The sequence below is a fragment of the Aeromonas sp. SER genome (genome assembly GCF_038739615.1).
In the GTDB taxonomy this organism is placed as follows: Bacteria; Pseudomonadota; Gammaproteobacteria; order Enterobacterales; family Aeromonadaceae; genus Aeromonas; species Aeromonas jandaei.
Window position 1 is genome coordinate 29252 of sequence record NZ_JBCGFC010000017.1, and the last position, 20196, is coordinate 49447.

At 59.0% G+C, this 20196-nt stretch carries 16 protein-coding genes; 7 read left to right on the forward strand and 9 right to left on the reverse strand.

The window, feature by feature from the left end; all coding sequences use genetic code 11:
* Positions 1-8: 8 nt before the first annotated feature.
* A complete protein-coding gene (gene hutW, locus AAHA41_RS19775) occupies positions 9-1394 on the reverse strand; it encodes a heme anaerobic degradation radical SAM methyltransferase ChuW/HutW (RefSeq protein ID WP_323069069.1) in 1386 nt (461 codons plus the stop codon).
* A gap of 251 nt (positions 1395-1645) precedes the next feature.
* Here hutW and AAHA41_RS19780 point away from each other — a divergent pair, with 251 nt between their 5' ends.
* A complete protein-coding gene (locus AAHA41_RS19780; RefSeq protein WP_323069068.1) occupies positions 1646-3241 on the forward strand; it encodes a methyl-accepting chemotaxis protein in 1596 nt (531 codons plus the stop codon).
* Positions 3242-3327: 86 nt separating this feature from the next.
* Here the strand turns inward: AAHA41_RS19780 and aroG are convergent, their stop codons facing one another.
* From aroG to AAHA41_RS19805, 5 genes are all read right to left on the reverse strand, one after another.
* Positions 3328-4383 (reverse strand): 3-deoxy-7-phosphoheptulonate synthase AroG, encoded by a 1056-nt coding sequence (gene aroG, locus AAHA41_RS19785; protein ID WP_323069067.1) that lies wholly within the window; start codon positions 4381-4383, stop codon positions 3328-3330.
* Between the two features lie 196 nt (positions 4384-4579).
* Positions 4580-5863 (reverse strand): 3-phosphoshikimate 1-carboxyvinyltransferase, encoded by a 1284-nt coding sequence (aroA, locus tag AAHA41_RS19790; protein WP_042032336.1) that lies wholly within the window; start codon positions 5861-5863, stop codon positions 4580-4582.
* 168 nt (positions 5864-6031) lie between these two features.
* Complete coding sequence (gene serC / locus AAHA41_RS19795; protein ID WP_323069065.1) at positions 6032-7120, reverse strand: 3-phosphoserine/phosphohydroxythreonine transaminase; 1089 nt, start codon at positions 7118-7120, stop codon at positions 6032-6034.
* Between the two features lie 224 nt (positions 7121-7344).
* Positions 7345-8271, reverse strand: a complete 927-nt coding sequence (locus AAHA41_RS19800; RefSeq protein WP_323069063.1) for an FAD-binding protein — start codon at positions 8269-8271, stop codon at positions 7345-7347.
* The gene (locus AAHA41_RS19805) at positions 8268-9017 is read right to left on the reverse strand and encodes an electron transfer flavoprotein subunit beta/FixA family protein (protein WP_139394445.1); all 750 of its coding nucleotides are present in this window, start codon (positions 9015-9017) and stop codon (positions 8268-8270) included. The genes AAHA41_RS19800 and AAHA41_RS19805 overlap by 4 nt, the downstream gene beginning before the upstream one ends.
* A gap of 147 nt (positions 9018-9164) precedes the next feature.
* On the opposite strand from AAHA41_RS19805, the gene AAHA41_RS19810 reads away from it, so the two are divergent.
* From AAHA41_RS19810 to AAHA41_RS19820, 3 genes are all read left to right on the forward strand, one after another.
* Entirely contained in the window at positions 9165-10808 is a 1644-nt protein-coding gene (locus AAHA41_RS19810) for an electron transfer flavoprotein-ubiquinone oxidoreductase (RefSeq protein WP_323069062.1), read from the forward strand.
* Positions 10809-11137: 329 nt separating this feature from the next.
* Positions 11138-12085, forward strand: a complete 948-nt coding sequence (gene corA, locus AAHA41_RS19815) for a magnesium/cobalt transporter CorA (protein ID WP_026456618.1) — start codon at positions 11138-11140, stop codon at positions 12083-12085.
* A 149-nt stretch (positions 12086-12234) separates the two neighbouring features.
* Positions 12235-12696 carry a DUF2919 domain-containing protein gene (locus AAHA41_RS19820; protein WP_042032331.1) on the forward strand — a complete coding sequence of 154 codons (462 nt, stop codon included), beginning with the start codon at positions 12235-12237 and terminating at the stop codon, positions 12694-12696.
* Between the two features lie 35 nt (positions 12697-12731).
* Here AAHA41_RS19820 and AAHA41_RS19825 read toward each other — a convergent pair whose 3' ends face one another.
* Positions 12732-13502 carry a hypothetical protein gene (locus tag AAHA41_RS19825; RefSeq protein WP_323069061.1) on the reverse strand — a complete coding sequence of 257 codons (771 nt, stop codon included), beginning with the start codon at positions 13500-13502 and terminating at the stop codon, positions 12732-12734.
* Positions 13503-13666: 164 nt separating this feature from the next.
* Here AAHA41_RS19825 and AAHA41_RS19830 point away from each other — a divergent pair, with 164 nt between their 5' ends.
* Both AAHA41_RS19830 and AAHA41_RS19835 read left to right on the forward strand, forming a co-directional pair.
* Positions 13667-14218, forward strand: a complete 552-nt coding sequence (locus AAHA41_RS19830; protein WP_043851068.1) for a lipoprotein — start codon at positions 13667-13669, stop codon at positions 14216-14218.
* A gap of 184 nt (positions 14219-14402) precedes the next feature.
* Positions 14403-16400, forward strand: coding sequence for a hypothetical protein (locus AAHA41_RS19835; protein WP_323069060.1), 1998 nt, complete (start codon positions 14403-14405; stop codon positions 16398-16400).
* 101 nt (positions 16401-16501) lie between these two features.
* Here AAHA41_RS19835 and glgC read toward each other — a convergent pair whose 3' ends face one another.
* Positions 16502-17776 (reverse strand): glucose-1-phosphate adenylyltransferase, encoded by a 1275-nt coding sequence (gene glgC, locus AAHA41_RS19840; RefSeq protein WP_041207494.1) that lies wholly within the window; start codon positions 17774-17776, stop codon positions 16502-16504.
* Between the two features lie 189 nt (positions 17777-17965).
* On the opposite strand from glgC, the gene AAHA41_RS19845 reads away from it, so the two are divergent.
* Complete coding sequence (locus AAHA41_RS19845; RefSeq protein WP_323069059.1) at positions 17966-19606, forward strand: GGDEF domain-containing protein; 1641 nt, start codon at positions 17966-17968, stop codon at positions 19604-19606.
* Here AAHA41_RS19845 and AAHA41_RS19850 read toward each other — a convergent pair.
* Entirely contained in the window at positions 19569-20063 is a 495-nt protein-coding gene (locus AAHA41_RS19850; protein ID WP_033115182.1) for a hypothetical protein, read from the reverse strand. The two genes, AAHA41_RS19845 and AAHA41_RS19850, sit on opposite strands and share 38 nt — an antisense overlap.
* Between the last annotated feature and the right edge of the window lie 133 nt (positions 20064-20196).

Below are 20196 nucleotides of genomic sequence, written 5' to 3' on the forward strand. Positions count from 1 at the left end.
TAAAGCCCCTACACCAGCGAGTGGCGCACTCCCGGATGTTTACCATCCAGGTGCTTGCCATGCTGCAACGCAGGCTCGCTGCCATCGGCTGGATTGTGCTGCAAAAACTCGAACAACCCGGCCTGCATATTGACGTTCCAGAATCGGCCCGCCAGCGTCAGAACCAGCTGATCGCCAGCAAGATCGGCCAGCCCGTTTTGCCGCCAGGCATCGAACAACGGCATCAGATGACTGCGCAGTGAGGCTGGCAGGCGCGCCAGTGCCAGCACACCACTGTCGAGTGCACCACGCAGCAGACCATCCATCCGCGCATTCGGATTGCACCCCATCACCATACCGGGCGCCCGAGCTCCCTTCTCATGCGCTTCGTGCCACTGGGCCAAATCCCGCCCGTACATCACGCCATGGCCATGGATAGAGCCCCCGGCTCCTGCACCAAAGGGGAGGATCTCGGCGCCGCGCTTGGCCATCTGGTTATAGCGACTCTGCTCAGCTGGGCTACGCCGCCAATGGCTGCAGGAGAGCCGCTCCCAACCATGCTGTTCCAGTTGCTGGCTGCCGTAAGCGTACATGGCGGCCCGCTGCTGACCATCGGCAGCCCAGCCCAGCTTGCCCTGCTGCCCGGCCCGCTCCAGATTGGTGCCCGGCATGGCGATAAGCTGGTAGAGATCAACCCCGTGCACGCCGCTCGCCATCACATCCGTGATGTCCTGCTGCCACACGGCATCATCCTGACCGGGCAGACCGAAGATAAGATCCGCCACGATCACTGCCGCATCATCGCGAGTCAGCTCGCCAAGGCGGGTCAGCAGGGTCTCCCTGTCATCGAGCCGCGCCGCCTGCTGGCGCACACCGGTATCAAAACTCTGTACCCCGAACGAAAAGCGGTTGAACCCGCCGCCCAGCGCAGCCTGCCACTTGGCATCGTCAAAACCATTGAGGCGCCCCTCCAGTGTTACCTCGGCATCGGCCGTCAGGGGAAAGCGCCGGATCATCCTGGCCAGCATTTCCAGCTCATCAGCACTCATGTCGGTGGGGGTTCCGCCCCCGACATAGACGGCCGAGAAGGGGCGGCTTTGTACCAGCGGCGTCTCTGCTGCCCTGGCAAGCGATGCGCACAACGCGTCGATATAGCGGCTGATCCGCGCCGGATTGGCGCCATTTTCGAAGAAATTGCAGAAGCTGCAGCGCTTGCGACAAAATGGAATATGGAGATAGAGGGCGCGCTCTTCGGCATCGCTCTCTTGCTGCCACCACTGTTGCCATTGGTTCTCATCGAGTGACAAGGGGCGGATCCCTCCCCGACTGGCATGTGCCGAGGTTTTGGCACAGAAGGCAAACTTGAGAGGATCCGGCGAAGCCACGCCGGTCATGGAAGGAGTTAGATGGATCATGGTGATGACTCGCAAATAACAGCAATGATAGTTATTATCATTCTCGTGTTTTTGCGCAGGATCAACTCTTGGTGCCACTCAATCTGAAATTGCCCTGTTGGCAACCTCTATTACCGATCTGCTTAACAGATTATTTACTCAAGAGTGACTAAAGTGTGCCGATAGGAAACTGTCTCCCCGCCTCTCCTTGTCTACGCTCAAGATGAAACGGGAACCAATAAAAACAGATAAAGGGCATGGGATCGGCCACTATGCATAACCTCTCACTGAACTGGAAAATCTTTCTCCCCCTTGCGCTGGTCATCAGCTCCACCTTTGCCCTCTGCTTCGAGCTCTCTGCCTGGTTGCAACGGGATCTCGCCATCCGCATGGCAGAAGAGAAGGTTGAGAGCGCCGCCAACACCTACATGGATCAGCTCAACGTATTGATGATGACCGGTGGCATGGCCAACCGGCAGATAGTGCAAACCAAGCTCAAGAGCGAGGCAGGGATTGTCGAAGCCCGTCTTATTCGTGCCCCCGCCGTCAGCAACCTGTTTGGCCCGGGCCATCCCGACCAGAAAGCCCAGGATCCCCTCGATGAACGTGCTATCACGAAGGGGGATATCATCCTCGAGCAGCAGGGCAACCAGCTCACCCTGATCAAACCGTTCAAGGCCTACAAGGAGTATCGCGGCACCCAGTGCACCAGCTGCCATCAGGTGGATGAAGGAACCGTCATGGGAGCGGTCAGGATCAGCTATGACCTGACCCATACCTTCGACGATATCCGCCACAACAACTTTATTCTGAGTGGCAGTCTGGCGACTGTTTTCGGCCTGGGCTTCGGCCTGCTCTGGTGGGTGCTGCAGCGCTACGTCAAACGGCCGCTGCGCCAGTTGCAGCTCACCATGATCCAGATGGCGAAAGAGCGTAACCTCGCGCTCCCTCTCGTCAACAACAGTCAGGATGAGCTGGGTCAGATGACCCGCGCCGTCAACGACATGGTGCAGGGCTTCCGCCACAGCTTGCAGGAGGTGGAAGGGGCGACGCACCAGCTCTATCAGGAGTCGAGCCAGATCCGCCAGGTTGCCACCCAGACCGAAAACTCGGCCCGTCAGCAGGAGGGGATGACCACCCAGGTGGCGGCCGCAGTGAGCGAACTTGCTGCCAGCTCCCACGAAGTACGCGAACATGCCCGCCACAGTGCAGAGCTCTCCGCGCTCACCAATCAGGATGCCGCCAATACCAGCCGTCTCGCCCAGCACTCCATCACCGACATGGGCGAGATGTCGACCGAAATCGACAGGGTGGATCAGGTTATTCAGCAGCTCGACAGCCGCTGTCTTGCCGTGGATGGGGTATTGGAAGTGATCAAGGGGATCGCCGATCAGACCAACCTGCTGGCCCTCAACGCCGCCATTGAGGCAGCGCGAGCGGGTGAACAGGGGCGCGGTTTTGCCGTGGTAGCCGATGAGGTGCGCGCCCTCTCCAACCGCAGCCGCACTGCCAGCGAGGAGATCTCCCAGATGATCGCCGCCCTGCAAAAAGAGGCCCAGAGCGCCGTTACGGTGATCGGGGATGCAAAAACCAAGGCGGACGAGAGCATCAGCAAAACCGAGGCGACCCTGGCCGCCATGCAGAACATCATTGAACGCATCGCCCGGATCAACGATCTCAATGCCCAGATGGCCCAGTCAGCCGAAGAGCAGGACAGGGTCTGCAACGAGGTGGACCATTCGGTGAACCAGATCCGCAACACCTCCAACGACACCCTGGGTCAGGCTCACGCAGCCAACCTCGCCAGCGTTCAGCTGGTCGAGCAGTGCCAGAAACTGGAAGCCCTGCTCAAGACCTATCGCTGGTAACCCAGCTCCGACAACAAAAAGCGCGCCTGTGCGCGCTTTTACTTTGTATCAATTCCTAGCTGTATCAGCTCATGGACATATCCGTCTCAGCGGGCGTTGCGGGTGGCGACCGCATCGGCCAGATTGCGCAGCAGGGTTTCGGTATCTTCCCAACCAATGCAGGCATCCGTGATGCTCTGACCGAAGGTAAGCTCGCAGCCCTCGACCAGATCCTGACGCCCTTCCACCAGATGACTCTCCACCATCACGCCAAATACAGCCTTGCTGCCGGCGCGCAGCTGATCAGCCACATCGTCCGCCACGACCATCTGATTCTTGAACTGCTTGCTGCTGTTGGCATGGCTGAAGTCGATCATCACCTTTTGCGGCAGGCCGGCCTTCTCCAACCCCTTCACCACCTCGCTGACATGGGTTGCGCTGTAGTTAGGCTCACGGCCACCACGCAGGATGATGTGACAATCCGGGTTGCCTTTGGTTGCAACGATGGCGGAGTGGCCATACTTGGTGACCGACAAGAAGTGATGGGGGGCACTGGCAGCACCGATGGCATCGATGGCCACCTTGATAGTGCCGTCGGTACCGTTCTTGAAGCCCACCGGGCAAGAGAGACCTGAGGCCAGCTCGCGGTGTACCTGGGATTCGGTGGTACGGGCACCGATCGCCCCCCAGCTCATCAGATCAGCCACGTATTGCGGTGTGATCATGTCGAGGAATTCGGATGCGGTTGGCAGCCCCATGTCGTTGAGATCGAGCAGCAGCTTGCGACCCAGGCGCAGACCGTCGTTGATCTTGCAGCTGTTATCGAGGTACGGATCGTTGATGAGCCCCTTCCAGCCCACGGTAGTACGCGGTTTTTCGAAATAGACTCGCATCACGATCTCCAGCTGACCTTTCAGCTCGTCTCGCAACGCTTTGAGACGCTTGCCATATTCGATGGCGGCAACCGGATCGTGGATGGAACAGGGGCCAATAACCACCAGCAGACGGTCATCTTCACCATTCAGGATACGGTGGATGGCCTGACGGGAATCAAACACGGTCGATGAGGCGGTCTCGGTCGCCGGAAACTTCTCAAGCACCGCAACCGGAGGGAGTAACTCTTTGATTTCACTGATACGAACGTCGTCGGTTTGATGCTGCATGACAAGGCTTCCTGCTAGATAACTGCGATTAAGAAATCTCAACATAGCCCGCAGTCGATTCGGTGTAAATAGAAAATTACATCACTAAAGAAAGTTTTTTTAACCTGCATCTTGCAAGTTAATGAAATACTGCTAGTTGCGAACGTGCCGGAGATAAAAAGGCCCGCACAAGGCGGGCCCCATCATGTTGGAGGGATTAATCGCGCTGGCTGATGCTGGCCAGTTTTTCGAAGTAGTCCGGGAAGGTCTTCGAGGTGCACTTGGGATCGTTGATAGTCACCGGCGTATCGGACAGTGCCACCAGCGAGAAGCACATGGCGATCCGGTGATCGTTATAGGTATCGATCTCGGCGTGCTTGAGCTGCGTCGGCGGGGTCACGGTAATAAAGTCACGCCCCTCCTCCACTTCTACGCCCAGCTTGCGCAGCTCGGTCGCCATGGCATGCAGGCGATCGGTCTCTTTCACCCGCCAGTTATAGATATTGCGAATGGAGGTCGGCCCCTCGGCAAACAGCGCCGCAACCGCGATGGTCATGGCCGCATCGGGAATATGGTTCATATCCATATCGATGCCGTGCAGTGGCGCCTGCTCCGCTTCGATAAAGTCATCACCCCAGGTGATGCGTGCGCCCATCTTCTCCAGTACGTCGGCGAAATGGATATCGCCCTGAATGCTGTGCTTGCCGATACCGGTGACCCGCACCTTGCCCTTGATGGCGCCAGCCGCAAGGAAGTAGGAGGCGCTGGAAGCATCCCCTTCAACCAGAAAATCCCCCGGGCTGATGTAGGTCTGGTTGCCCTTGATGTAGAACAGCTTGTAGTTGTCGTGCTCGATGACCACCCCGAACTGCTTCATGATGTGCAGGGTGATATCGATATAGGGCTTGGAGACCAGCTCCCCCTTGATGTGAATGCGAGTGTCGCCAGCCGCCATGGGAGCAGCCATCAGGAAGGCGGTCAGGAACTGGCTGGAAACGGAACCATCGACATGGACGTCGCCGCCCCACAGCCCCTTGGCATCCACCACCAGCGGCGGAAAACCATCTTTTTTCAGGTACTGGATATGAGCGCCCGCCTCACGCAGGGCATCAACCAGATGGCCGATGGGACGCTCTTCCATGCGCGGCTCACCGCCCAGGGTGTACTCACCGGAGCCCAGACACAGCGCGGCACAGAGCGGGCGCATGGCAGTGCCGGCATTGCCAAGGAACAGATTGATCGGCTCTTTGACGGCAAAACTGCGGCCAAGGCCTTGCACGGTGCACTCGGTCTTGTCGGCAGAGAGTTTGTACTTGACCCCGAGCTGGGTCAGTGCCGCCAGCATGTGACGAATGTCATCGCTGTCGAGCAGGTTGGTCAAACGGGTAGTACCACGGGCCAGTGCCGCCAGCAGCAGCGCCCGGTTAGAGACACTCTTTGAACCGGGCAGATTGACCTCACCGGCCACACGAGAAATGGGTTCCAAACGCAACGAATTCATAGACTTCCTGTGCAATCTCAAATAAATGACCTGACCGGACGTTAACAGTACGCGCCCCGCTCGGCAAGGGCAGCGACAGGGGAAAAACGGGGCTGCACGCTAAGATTCAGTCGTTGTTGAAAAAAAGACGCCGGGCAAGCCCGGCGTCAGGATTAACTGCAGACCGGATCAGCCGTGACGCTTGGCAAACTCATCCATAAAGCTGACCAGCGCCTTCACACCCTCCAGTGGCATGGCGTTGTAGATGCTGGCCCGCATGCCACCGACGATGCGGTGACCTTTGAGCGCCAGCAGGCCAGCAGCTTCCGATTCGGCCAGGAACTGCTTGTCCAGTTCGGCATTTTTCAGCTGGAACGGGATGTTCATCCGCGAACGGCAGCTGACATCCACCTGATTGCTGTAGAAGCTCGATTGATCGAGATAGTCGTAAAGGAAGTCAGCCTTCTCCTTGTTGCGCGCTTCCATCGCCGCAAGGCCACCCTGTTCTTTCAGCCATTCGAACACCAGACCTGCCAGATACCAGGCGTAGGTGGGCGGCGTGTTAAACATGGAGTCGTTCTTGGCGGTGAGCTTGTAGTCGAAAATCGAGGGCACATCAGCTCTGGCCTGATCCAGCAGATCATCGCGCACGATGGCGATGGCGAGCCCGGACGGGCCGATATTCTTCTGGGCACCGGCATAGATGATGCCAAAGCGGCTCACGTCGATGGGACGGGAGAGAATGGTCGAGGAGAGATCCGCCACCAGCGGTACATCGCCGGTTGCAGGGATATCGAACATCTCGATCCCTTCAATGGTCTCGTTCGGGCAGTAGTGCACATAGGCGGCATCAGAGCGAAACGCCGGTGTCGGCAACAGGTGCGTAATCCCCTGCTCGTTTTTGGCAACCCCTTGCCAGGTCTGGATGTCGCCGTACTTTTGCGCCTCATCCACGGCCCCCTGCGACCAGACACCGGTCAGCAAAAAATCGGCCTTCTTGTTGGCGCAGCCCAGCAGGTTCATGGGCACTGCAGAGAACTGACCGCGGCCGCCACCGTGCATGAAGAGCACCTTGTAGTTGTCCGGCACCGCCAGCAACTCGCGCAGATCGGCCTCGGCCTTCTCGGCGACCGCCATGTAGTGCTTGCCGCGGTGGGAAAGCTCCATGACCGAGGCTCCCAGCCCCTGAAAATTACAAAACTCGCGCTGGGCGCGCTCCATGACTTCAACCGGCAACATGGCGGGGCCGGCGCAGAAGTTGTAAACCTGTTTGCTCATGACGCTTTCCGTGAGTGGATGAGTGTGATCGATGACTTGTCAGGTTTTACACAAGAGCAGCCAGCGGATCAAAGGCTTTTTGGGAGCTGGCTCAACCTTTTACCGTCACTCTTGCTCCCCTTTTCAGTAGAAAAAGCCCTGAACGGGTCAGGGCTTGCAGAGAACATGCGCAGAAACGGTCAAGAGACCGCATAAACGGGTTGCCCCTGCCCTTTCCGACAAATTTACACCTTGGCGGTGAGCTCGGGCAGCAGGGTGAAGAGATCGCCCACCAGACCGTAGTCGGCCACCTGAAAGATGGGCGCTTCGCTGTCCTTGTTGATGGCCACAATCACCTTCGACTCCTTCATCCCCGCCAGATGCTGAATGGCACCAGAAATGCCAACCGCGATATAGAGCTCGGGAGCGACCACCTTGCCAGTCTGGCCAACCTGCAGATCGTTGGCGACGAAACCCGCATCAACGGCAGCGCGCGATGCGCCGACCGCCCCCCCCAGCTTGTCGGCCAGCGCCTCAATCAGGGCAAACTGAGCCTTGGAGCCAAGGGCTCGGCCACCGGAGACCACCACTCGCGCAGCGGTCAGCTCGGGCCGGGGCGATCGCACGGCAAGACGCTCCACCAGGCGGGTCCGGCGGGTCAATTCGGGCACCACCAGACTCTCGACGGGAGCATTGCCTTCCTGTAGTGCCTTGGCAAAAGCGGTCGCCCGCACCGTCATCACCTTGATGGGGGCGCTGCTCGCCACCCGGGCGATGGCATTGCCCGCATAGATGGGGCGCAGGAAGGTATCGCTGCTTTCGATAGCCGTCACCTCAGAGATCATCTCCACGCCGAGCCGGGCAGCTATTTGGGGCAGCAGCGCCTTGCCCATGGTGCTCGCCGCCATCAGGCAGTGGCTGTAACCTTCGCACCAGCGAGCCAGCAGTTTGTCGAGCCCCTCCAGCAGACCTTCCGCCAGCGCGGGAGAGTCGGCCAGCAGCACCTTGCTCACCCCGCTCAGCGCAGCTGCCTGCTGGCCCGCCTCGCTTATCCCCTGCCCCGCCAAGAGCAGATGCACTTCGCCACCCAACTGATTGGCAGCCGTAACCAGGCGGGCGACGTTGTCGGCCAGATGGCCCTGATGATGTTCGGCAATGATCAATACGTTCATAGTACCTTCGCCTCGTGCTTGAGTTTGTCCACCAGCTCATCCACCGAACTCACCTTGATCCCTGCGCTGCGGGCTGGCGGCACCATCACCCCAAGCAGACGGGTCTGGTTGGCAGGTACAACGGCGAGCTCGGCAAAGGGGGCACTCTCCAGCGGCTTGCGCTTGGCCTTCATGATGTTGGGCAGAGAGGCAAAGCGCGGTTCATTCAAACGAAGATCGGCGCTGACCACCGCAGGTAGCGGCATGGCGAGGGTTTCAAGCCCGCCATCGATTTCACGGGTCACCAGCAACTCCTCTCCTTCCAACCTGATGGCAGAAGCGCAGGTAGCCAGCGACCAGTCGGTCAGGGCGGCCAGCATCTGGGCCACCTGACCGTTGTCCGAGTCGATGGACTGCTTGCCGAGCAGCACCAGATCCGGCTGCTCCAGCTCACACACCTTTTGCAAGGCGCGGGCGACGGTCAGCGGCGCCAGCGTCTCGTCTGTCACATAGTGGCGCGCCCGATCCGCTCCCAGCGCCAGCGCATGGCGCAGTTGCTCGGCGGCCGCGTCCGGGCCAAAGGTCACCACCACCAGCTCGCTGGCGATACCGGCCTCACGCAGCCGGACCCCCTCTTCCACCGCGATTTCACAAAAGGGGTTGATCCCCATCTTCACATTGGCCAGTTCCACATCGGAGCCATCCGCCCTGACCCGGATCTTGACGTTGTAATCCACTACCCGTTTGATTGCTACCAGCAGCTTCATGGGGTCATGCCTCGTCTCTTTGGATTGAATTCATTCACCAGTCCCTGCACTTTTGCGTCGTGTTTCACTTAATTTTTTGCTTACAACCGCTTTACGTTTACGTAAACTACCAGCACTACCCTAGGTCAACTTCGGTGCAGAGGCAAGATGGAACGGGAAGCAATGGAATTTGATGTCGTCATCGTAGGTGGCGGCCCGGCGGGGCTCAGCGCCGCCATCGCGTTGAAACAGCAGGATGCCAACCTCTCGGTCTGCCTGCTGGAAAAGGGCGCCGAAATTGGCGCTCATCTGCTCTCCGGCGCCCTGCTGGATCCCGTTGCCCTCAAGGAGCTGCTGCCACAAAGCTGGCAGCAGGCACCGCTCGGGGTAGCGGTCAATGACGACCAGGTACACCTGCTGCAAAGCGAGAACCGCTCCCTGCAACTGCCAAACTGGGCCGTACCGCCACGGATGCACAATGAGGGCTGTCACATCGTCAGCCTTGGAAACCTTTGCCGCTGGCTTGGCCAGCAGGCGGAGCAGCTGGGAGTCGAAATATACCCAGGATTTACCGCCAGCGACCTTATCATGGAAGCGGGACGGGTCAAGGGGGTGATCACCGGCGATTTGGGACTTGATCGCGCGGGCAATCCAAAACCGGATCATGTTCCCGGCATGGCGCTCTATGGCCGCTATACCCTCTTTGCCGAGGGAGCCCGCGGCCATCTGGGTAAACAGCTGATAGCCACATTCAATCTGGAAAACCCAGCCCAACCCCAACACTACGCCATCGGATTCAAGGAGCTGTGGCAACTGCCAGCTGGCCAAGGCAAAGCGGGACAGGTACTCCATGGCAGTGGCTGGCCCCTTGGCAAGGAAGGAGAGAACCACAGTCACGGCGGCTTCTATCTCTATCAGATGGAGGGAGATCAGGTCGCGGTCGGGTTGATCGTCGATCTCAACTATCAGAATCCCTGGCTCAGCCCGTTTGACGAATTCCAGCGTCTCAAGCATCACCCACTTATCGCCGACCTGCTGCAAGGGGGCGAGCGCATCAGCTATGGTGCACGCGCCATCACCAAGGGAGGCTGGCACTCCCTGCCCCGCATGCACTTTCCCGGCGGCCTGCTGATCGGCTGCGATGCCGGCACCCTCGACTTTTCCCGCATCAAGGGGATCCACACCGCCATGAAATCGGCGATGCTGGCGGCAAAAACCGTCGCGATGGCGCTTCGAGGTGGCGATGAGGGAGGACGGGATCTGGTTCACTATGCCGACGAACTGCACCAGAGCTGGCTGGCACAAGAGCTGGGCGCGGCCCGCAACTTCGGAGCCGCTCTGCATCGCTGGGGCCCCTGGCTTGGTGGCGCCTTTAACTGGCTGGAGCAGCGGCTGTTTGGCGCAAACTCGCCCTTCAAACTTATCGATAAGGAGCCAGATTACCGCCAGCTGCGCATGGCCAGCCGCTGCGAGCCCATCCATTACCCCAAACCCGATGGCAAGCTGAGCTTTGACAAACTCTCCTCCGTCTATCTCGCCAACACCAGTCACGATGAGGATCAGCCCTGCCATCTCAAGCTGCAGGATGAGCTGATCCCGGTAAAGGTCAACCTTCCAACTTGGGGAGAACCCGCCCAGCGCTACTGCCCGGCAGGGGTGTTTGAGGTGCAGGAAACGGAGGGGGTGGCCAAGCTGCAGATCAACGCCACCAACTGCATTCACTGCAAGACCTGTGACATTAAAGATCCCAGCCAAAACATCGTCTGGACACCGCCACAAGGGGGCTCCGGGCCCAACTATCCCAATATGTAAGCTGCCGCTCACCTGTTGCTAAGACGAGCCTGCAACAAAGGGCTCGGATAACGGGGGCTGGAAGACAAGGAGAGATGCACAAGGAGCAGCGCTCAAAACGGGACGAGCTGCTCCGACCTCGCCACCTTGCAGCTGTTTTTTTGAACAAACAGGCTGAATCCCCAATGAATAGCCCCTGACAAGCGCAGCCCGCCCCTGTATAGTTCGCCGCATTCAGGTTTTCCATCGGCCCGATCTGCTTATCCACGGGATCGCCTTCTGCAGCGATCTAAGGCCGCATGACCTGTGCAACCATCCCTGATTACCCATGACTTTTTAAGGGGGGACAGATGATCACCGCCTACATTCTCAATAACAAGGTGCTGGACATAGTCACGCTCGGGCCTGACGACATAGTACCTGACAACACGGTCTGGCTGGATGCCTACAAGCCGGACACGGCAGAGCGAGAATGGTTGACGGGCCTGTTCCTGGAAGAGGTTCCCGACAAGGAAGAGCTCGACGACATCGAAGCATCAGCCCGTTTCTACTGGGATACCGATGGTCTGCACATTCACTCCCTGTTTCCCCAGCGGATCGGTCGTGACACCAAGGGTGTCCACGTCTCCTTTACCCTGCGCAACAACCTGCTGATCAGCATTCGTGAAGATGACATCGGGCTGGTTCGCCTGCTGCGCCACTATATGCGCCAGGATCGGCTGGAGGTGGAGGATGCCCTCGACATCCTGCTGGAGGTGCAAAACCTCAAGGTAGAGTACCTATCCGACCTTATCGAAGATGGTTACAAGACGTTGGAAAACACCGCTGATCAGATCTTCGAGCCGGATCAGATCAACCCCATGCTCAAGGAGTTGATGGCTCAGGAAGAGGCCAACGGCCAGATCCGTCTCTCCCTGCACGATACCCGTCGCGCCTTGCGCTTCCTCAAGCGCAGCCTGCGCCAGCGCATGAGCCTTGAGCAGAACAAGTGGATCGACGAGATGCTGCACGACGTGGAGTCACTGTTGCCCCACACCCAGTTCCTGTTCGACAAGATCAACTTCCAGCTGGAGGCCTCCATGGGGGTCACCAATCTGGAGCAGAACAAGGTGATCAAGATCTTCTCGGTAGCCGCCGTAATCTTCCTGCCGCCGACCCTGATTGCCAGTATCTACGGCATGAACTTCGGCCGCATGCCGGAGCTCGCCTGGGAGTATGGTTATCCCCTCTCGCTGGTGCTGATGGTGATGTCATCGCTCGGCACCGGTCTCTTCTTCAAACGCAAAGGCTGGCTGTAACGTCGGCTGCCCGGCACAAAAAGATTCTCGCGCATTGGGGGGCATAGCCCCCCGATTAATTCCCACCCCCTCCCTCGCCTTGCAAAGGGCTCTCCTTCGCCCCATATCCCTTGCATCACTTGCACTCTATGAATGGATATCGGGCAACCATGACCCTCTACCCCGAACACCGCTATGACGATCACGGCCAGCTTCGTCCCCCTCTCTGGTTCTGGCCCATCGCCCTACTACTGACCCGCTCGGTCTGGCTCTTTCTGATGGCTGGCGTCACCCGCCAGAGCGGCAGCGAGATCCTTGAGCTCTTCTACCCCGACAAGCTCACTCTCTATATCAGCCTGCTGACCGATGTGCCCGCCATGCTGGCCCTGCTCGCCTGTGGCGGCACCTATCAGCAGACCCATGGCATTCGCGCCAGACTCAGGCGCCATAGCCCCTTGTTGCTGCTCTGCTCTGCCACCAGCGGCCTGCTGATGCAGCTGCACAGCCTCAACTTGCAGAAGTGGTCGTTCAGCTGGCCCACCGCGCTGGTGCTGGTCGCCAGCCTCTGGGCGCTCTGGTATCTGCTGCGCAGTCGTCAGTTGCGCGAATATGCGGCCGACGAGCCCCACTAACGGGGCTCCGGGCACAGATTGCGAAACGTTCAGGCCTATTGGGGAGTAACCCGGATCTGCAGGGTCTGGCGATCACTCTGGCTGCCACGCCCGCCCTGCAACTGCGAACCAAGAGTGCTGCCCTGCTGCACCGAGATGGTGGATAGCTCCCCCACCGTCAGCCACTGGCCCGGGGCTCCACTGACCTCGGTGGCACTCTGCCCACGATTGATGATTCCCTGCTCCAGCCTCGCCTGCTCGCTGCTGAGCGCTACCTGAACCCTGTCCCTAATCAGGGTTGCGGTGGCATAGAGGCCGTTCACCAGCGGCATCATCCCCACCACGGCGCCCCCGTTCCACTGATAGAAGGTGACCGGTTGATAGGAGCCCATCTGCAGCAGCACGGGACGGCCCGACAGCCCGCGCACCTGCCAGCTGTCGTTCTGGCTGCGCTGGTACTGCTGTGCGCTGCCATCGAGCAACCACTGCCGCTTGGCCTCGTCGCGACTGATTGAGCCCCCCAGTTGCTGACCGCTGGCGGCACCATCGACCCGCCACTCGATAAGCAGGCTTTGCGGTGGCTGGTTGATTTGCGCCAGCGTGGCTTCGGCCTCCTGCAGCTGGGCTGGCGTCCCGCTCAGCACCAGCTGGTTACCCATGGCACTCACCCCAAGCTGGGGATAGATCTCCTTGAGGGTCTGCACCGCGGCCTGCGCCTCGAATACCGGGATCACCTTCACATCGGCCCACAAAGGTGAGCTCCATATTCCCGCCATAAAGCAGAGCCACAGCAACCACCTGCATCCATATCTCGTCAGACAGCTCATCACATCTCCTCCTGGACCCGAACCGGCTGTTCGATGATGAACCCCGTCACAGGCAAAAGACAACCTCCGAGATGCCCCTCGCAACAACCGTGTCATCAGACTCCCGCCCGGGGCGGGTTATCGCGTAAGATACGCCCCATTATGTTGACCAACCGGAACCTCTCATGCTGAAACAGCTGTTGTTACTCCCCCTCGCCCTGCTGCTGGCGGCCTGCTCGCTGACCCAATACAACGTCAGCGAAGCCGAAATCAACCAGTACCTCAAAAAGCAGGTCTCTTTTGAAAAACAGCTGGGGATCCCCGGCATCATGTCGAGCAAGATCCGTCTTGACGAGATGCAGAGCCGTATCGGCCGCAAGCAACCGGATCGTATCGAACTCGATGCTGCCGGCGACCTGCAGGTAAGCAGCCCCCTTGGCAGCCAGCAGATGAAGGTACGTTTTGCCCTGAGCGCCCGCCCGGAATATGTCGCCGATCAGGGGGCTATCTATTTGCGTGATCTCGAACTGGTCTCGGTGCAGACCGATCCGGCCAACATAGGTGCCGCATTGACCCCTATCCTGCCTACCTTCAATCAGTCGCTCTCCCTCTTCCTGTCGCAGACGCCGGTCTATCGTCTCGACAGCAGCCGCAAGAACGAAGCGAGGATCAAGGAGAAGGTCGAAGATCTCAAGGTGGAGCCGGGCCGTCTGGTGATCCCCTTCAAGGTGCTCTGATCAGGCTATTTCTCCCCCCTCACCTTGGTTGTGCAAACCGCCCGGCCTCTTGTCCTGTTTCCCAGACAAGCTGCCGGGCGGTTTTTTGCTTCTCAACCCGGAGCGAACAGAGCATAATGCACACCATTCTCATTTAGATTCGTCATGAGAAGCGTCAATAATAAAACCAATGGTGAAAAGGGACATGAGAAAAACCGTTCTGGTACAGGCCGTAGCCTGTGCTCTGGTGAGTGGCATCGCACACGCAGCCGTCAAGGTTGAAGACAAGACTTTCAACACCGCCGCCAACATGCTGGCCTATACCGAATTTGAACTCTCCGGCGAGCCGCTAGCCGAAGCGCTGGGGCTGGATCTGGACGTGCTGGATGCCAACCGTGCCGATGAACCGACCCCGTTCGACTTCGCCGCCGGCATCGAATCCTATGAATACTCCGAAGAGGCGATGTACGCCCTCAACTATCAGTCGGGCATGGGCCCCCATCTGGTGAACGGGCCGCAAAACCTGGCCCGTGGTGGCACCATGGCCGATCTCGGCAAACGGGTCATGGCCATGGCGGAGGCAGTTGGCTTCCCGGCTGACGAGATCCCGCAAGGCATGTATCCCCTCTCTCTGCCCTACGCCTCCGCCAACCCGGAGTTTGCCGACGCTGTGAATACCACTCCGGTCAATGGTGACCAGATCACCATCAAGACCGCAAAAGGAGTCGAGAAGATCGTCAAGACCCAGGTGCCGGCCTACTTCCGCGACTACACCACCCTGCGCTGGAGCGGCAGCGACAACCTGCTGGTACCGGCGGCTGTGGGCGGTATTCTGCTCAAAGAGGTCATGTGGTCTCAGGACTTCCTCGGCGGCATGCACGTGGCCGAGAGCGATGAAGAGGTTGAAGCCGCCTCCGCCACCATGGATCAGGATGGCAAGCACAAGCTCGGCGTCTCCGCTGCCGACGGCTTCAACGGCATGATGCTGACCGAACAATCCATCGACAAGCTGACCATCATGCAGAACCAGCTTGGCTTCGATGGCAAACAACTGGGTGCCAAAATCACCCCGCAGTATGATCCGGCCAAGGGCATCATCTACTTCCCCCATCAGGTGAAAGTGACCGAGACTCGCAACAACGATGCGGGCGCCATCGGCAAGCTCGACGTAGTGGATGGCTCAGCCCAGCTGCGCGATGCCTGGATGATGCTGTGGCCACTCTCCGAGTTCTACGCTTTCAGCGACCAGCGCACGGCCAACACCAACCAGAATCCGGCCTTCCACGCCGTGTTTGACGGTGAGCCGTTTGCTGCAACCCCCAAGGCCAACCAGACCAATGATCTGGGCAAGGCGGTCGCGGGCAGCGACGCTTTCTCGCTGGCGCTCAACCTCTCCAGCTTCACCTTCAAAAACCTGACTGCCCTACACTTTGATGGCAAGGCTGGCACTCTGGTAGATAGCTGGCAGGCAGGCAAGCAGAGCAAGCACGTCACCACCTTTGACGCCGCTTACGCACTGGTTGCTCTGCAGATCTTCCAGCGCGCTCAGGATGCATTGCCGGTCGGTTACGCCGCCGGTGACAATGGCGAGCTGAACCTCAAGACCAAGCAGGGTCAGCAGGCGCTTGAGCTTATCCGCAAGCAGGCCGATTTCATCCTTGCCAATCTCAAGGGGAACAACGGGCTGGTACACGATGGTCTGACACTGGGTGGCAAGGTAGACAAGGCGCAATCCGTTGATGCCCAGTTTGCCGCTATCCGCGGTCTGACCGCGGCGTTCCTCGCAACTTCCGATGCCAAGTACCGCACCGCCGCGCGCGAACTGTTTATCGCTGCCGACAAGGCCTATTTCAGCGCCAAAGCGGGCACCTGGCTGGCTGGCAAACAGGGCGAGTACACCCCCTGGACCCAGGCTGCCATCTCCGGTGCGCTGCGTTCTGCCATGCTGAACCTGCGCAACGAAGGGGCCGAGAAGGCGCCCGAACTGGAGCTGGCCAAGCTGACCGGTCAGTACGTCAGCTGGTTCCGCGGCACCGTCAACGGTGGCATGCAGATGGCAGAGTGGGTCGGCGACTCCGGCGAGAACGTCATCGAAGGCGCCGGTGGTGACACCGACGAAGATGGCGTCCCGCAAGTGACCGCCGCCGGTGGCAAGCACGGCACCGCCATGGTGATGGCCGCCAAAGCGGTGGTTAGCGAGTAATTCGCACCATTCACCCGGATGAAAAAGGGAGCCTTGATGGCTCCCTTTGCATTACAGCGTCTGACTCTTCATTTCAGGGCACTTCAATTAATTCGCTTGGGTTAACCCAGCTTGTCCAGCATCTCCTTGGTCACCAGCACGATGCCCTGCTCGGAGCGATAGAAGCGGCGTGCATCCTCATCCGCATTCTCACCCACCACCAACCCGTCGGGGACCTTGCAGCCCTTGTCCACCACCACCCGGCGCAGACGGCAGCCGGTACCGATCTCGACCCCCGGGAAAATGACCGCCTGATCCAGAGTACAGAAGGAGTGCACCCGCACGTTGGTAAAGAGCACCGAGTTGAGCACGAACGAACCGCTGACGATGGTTCCGCCGGCAAACATGGAGTTGATGGTCATGCCGTGCTGGCCATTTCTGTCCTGCACGAACTTGGCGGGAGGCGTCAGGGTCTGGCTGGTCCAGATGGGCCAGTTTTGATCGTAAATATCGAGCTCGGGTAACACGGAGGCGAGATCCATGTTCGCTTCCCAGAATGAATCCAGGGTACCTACATCACGCCAGTAAGGTTTTTGTCCCTCGCGTGCCCCGACACAGGACATGTTGAAGGGGTGAGCAAAGGCCAGCCCCTCCTCCACGATACGAGGGATCACATCCATCCCGAAATCGTGTTTGGAGTCCTGGTTGAGAATGTCTTCCTCCAGCAGCTGGTAGAGATACTCCGCCTCGAAAATGTAGATCCCCATGGAGGCAAGAGAGCGATCATCACACCCCGGCATGGCGGGCGGGTTGGCCGGTTTTTCGACGAAGGCGCGGATCTTGCGCTGCTCGTCGATATCCATGATGCCGAAGGCTGACGCCTCGGCGCGCGGCACCTCGATGCAGGCCACCGTGACCTTGGCACCGAGACGCACGTGATCGAGCAGCATGGCGGCGTAGTCCATCTTGTAGATGTGATCCCCCGCCAGCACCACTATGTATTTGGGGCCGTAGTCGCGAATGATGTCGACGTTCTGATAGATGGCATCGGCAGTACCGCGATACCAGTGCACCTCGTCCACCCGCTGCTGGGCAGGCAGCAGATCGATGAACTCGTTCATCTGGTAACGCAGGAAAGACCAGCCTGATTGCAGATGGCGCAGCAGGCTGTGGGATTTGTACTGGGTCACCACCCCCACGCGGCGGATCCCCGAGTTGATACAGTTGGAGAGTACAAAATCGATGATGCGGAACTTGCCGCCGAAATGGACGGCCGGCTTGGCGCGGTTGTCGGTCAACTGCTTCAGGCGACTGCCACGTCCTCCCGCCAACACCAGTGCCATACTCTGGTTCAACAACTGACGTGCTTTGGCACTATTTTCGGGCTCTAACAACATGATTTACCTCTGCCTTGTTTGATCTATTTTCAACCCATCTTCGCCTGTTTCAGTAGCACTGAAAGTGGTTTCACTCACATTTAACCGATCTCAATTGGCCCTTTTATCCGAGTTGCGAGTCATAACATGTTTTGCTTGGTAAGCTTGGTTAAAATTTCCTCATAAAGCAGCCACTTCAAGGATGACAAGATGGTTCACAAGCTCGGACGCCCTCTCGTTTTGATCGCCATCATAGTGGCCATACCTCTATTGCTTCTGCAAGGGGTTTGGCTGGCTATGCAGAGCACTCCGCTGACGCTCGCTCTGATTTTGGGCACCACGCTTATCGGCATGGCCCTACTGCTGATGCTGGCTCTGCGCACCCTGGGCGGCATTCAGCAACATCAGGAACAGCTCTGGATAAAAGCACTGCGCAGCCGGGATCCGCAGTTACTGGAGGCGCCCCGGTCGCAAGAAGCGCTGCAACAGTTGCTGGAGCAGTTTGAAAGCGCCGAGCAGCACGTCCATCGCCAACTCACCGAGCTGAGCAATCTGGCCACTACCGACGAGCTGACCCAACTGCTCAACCGCCACGCCTTTCGCCGCGACATGACGGAGCTGCTGCAGCGGGATCAGGATACCCAGACCGCGACGCTGGTGCTGGTGCGCGCCACCGAGCTTGGCAAGATCAACGCCCAGCGGGGTTTTCAATCGGGGGATGCCTACATCAAGGACATGGCTGCGCTCATCAAGCGGGTGGTCAGCCGGTTTCCCGGCAATCAGGTCTATCGAATCTCGGGGGCTGACTTCGCTGTGCTGGTGCAACCGGCCGCCAATATTCCCCCTCACCTGCTAGGTCAGGATCTGAAAGTCGCCTTCGATCACTATCAGGAGCAACACGAGCTGGAGAGCACCGGTTACTCCGGGCTGACCAAGCTCAGCAGCGGCCAGAAAATCGAGGCCGTGCTGGCCCGGGCCGATCTGGCACTGGCCCGCGCCCAGACCGAAACCATCAATGGCTGGGCCATTCAGCAGGATGACAATGTCTCCGACATGCAGGGCCAGCAACACTGGCGCGACGTGTTGACCGAGGTGCTGGCGCAGGAGCGGCTCGGCTTTACCTATCAGCCGATCCAGCCGCTGCATCGCAGCATGCTGGCCTACAACGAGATCTATACCCGCTTTGCTGGCAGCGATGGCACAGCGCTGCCCACCGATACCCTCTTTGCCATGGCACAGCGGCTGGATATGGTGATGCGACTGGAGCAGCTGGTCATCACCCACATCATGCGCCAGTATCGGGCGTTTGGCTCCAACCAGAGTCGCTGGGGGATCAATCTTTCACCCAACCTGTTGCAAAACAGCGCCTTTCTGATCTGGCTGGACAGACAGCTGCTCAAGGATCCCAACACCAGCGCCAATCTGGTGTTTGAACTCGATGAGGAGCATCTGGAGCGCAATCTGACCGGCGCCAAGCGGGTGTTTGAACTGCTCAGGCGCAATGGCAGCCGCTCGGCCATCGCCAACTTCGGCAAGGGGATCGGCTCATTCACCCTGTTTCGCGAACTGAAACCTGACTACATCAAGCTCGACCCCGCGCTCATCACCGGACTGGAGCAGGATCAGACCAACCAGCAATTTGTGCGGATGATTGTCGATGTATCGCACCGGATGGGGTGCCAGGTGATTGCCGAGGGGGTTGAGCAGCTGGGCCAGAAGCAGCTGCTGCAGGGAATGTATGTCGATGGACTGCAAGGCTACCTGATCGCCCGGCCGCAACCTTTGCGACCGGATATCAGCCAGCTTGGTCTCTTTACTGAGGATGTTTCAACTTCAACAGAGTCAGAATGATCTCGTTGAGCTGGCGGTAACGCTCCAGCTCCTTCTGATCGTAACGGGTAGCCAGGGTGGTGGGGTTGTGGCGGTTCTTGAGGTAACGATTGATCTGCAGGCGATTGAACCCCGCCACCTGATAAACCTGTGCCAGCAGGGTATTCAACTCCTCATTATCCAGACCGGCTCTTGCCAGATAGTGGCTGTCGGCCGGGCTTTCGGTCTGGAAACTCCACTTGCCGATACGGCCACTCTCTTGCAGATAGGCAAGCCACTGCTCAACATAGAGCGGTTTGCAGCCAGCCAGCAGATTGAAGAAGCCGACCGAATCGCAGCGACAGCCGCTCAGCAGCACGACCGCCAGTGCATCATCGTCACACTGGAAAATGACCGGCCCGGATTGTGCCCAATCCAGCGCCTGAATGCGGATGCTGGCCCGTCCTCCCGTCGCACCTGCGACATCGAATAGAAACATGGCGCCCCCCATGGCAAAAGGTTGATGATGGACCATCCCCCGACGAGGTGCAAAGGCAAATTGGCATTTAACTCATCAATGCAGCCATTCGACCATAAAAAAGACCGGTATTCTCACGAATACCGGTCTCTAG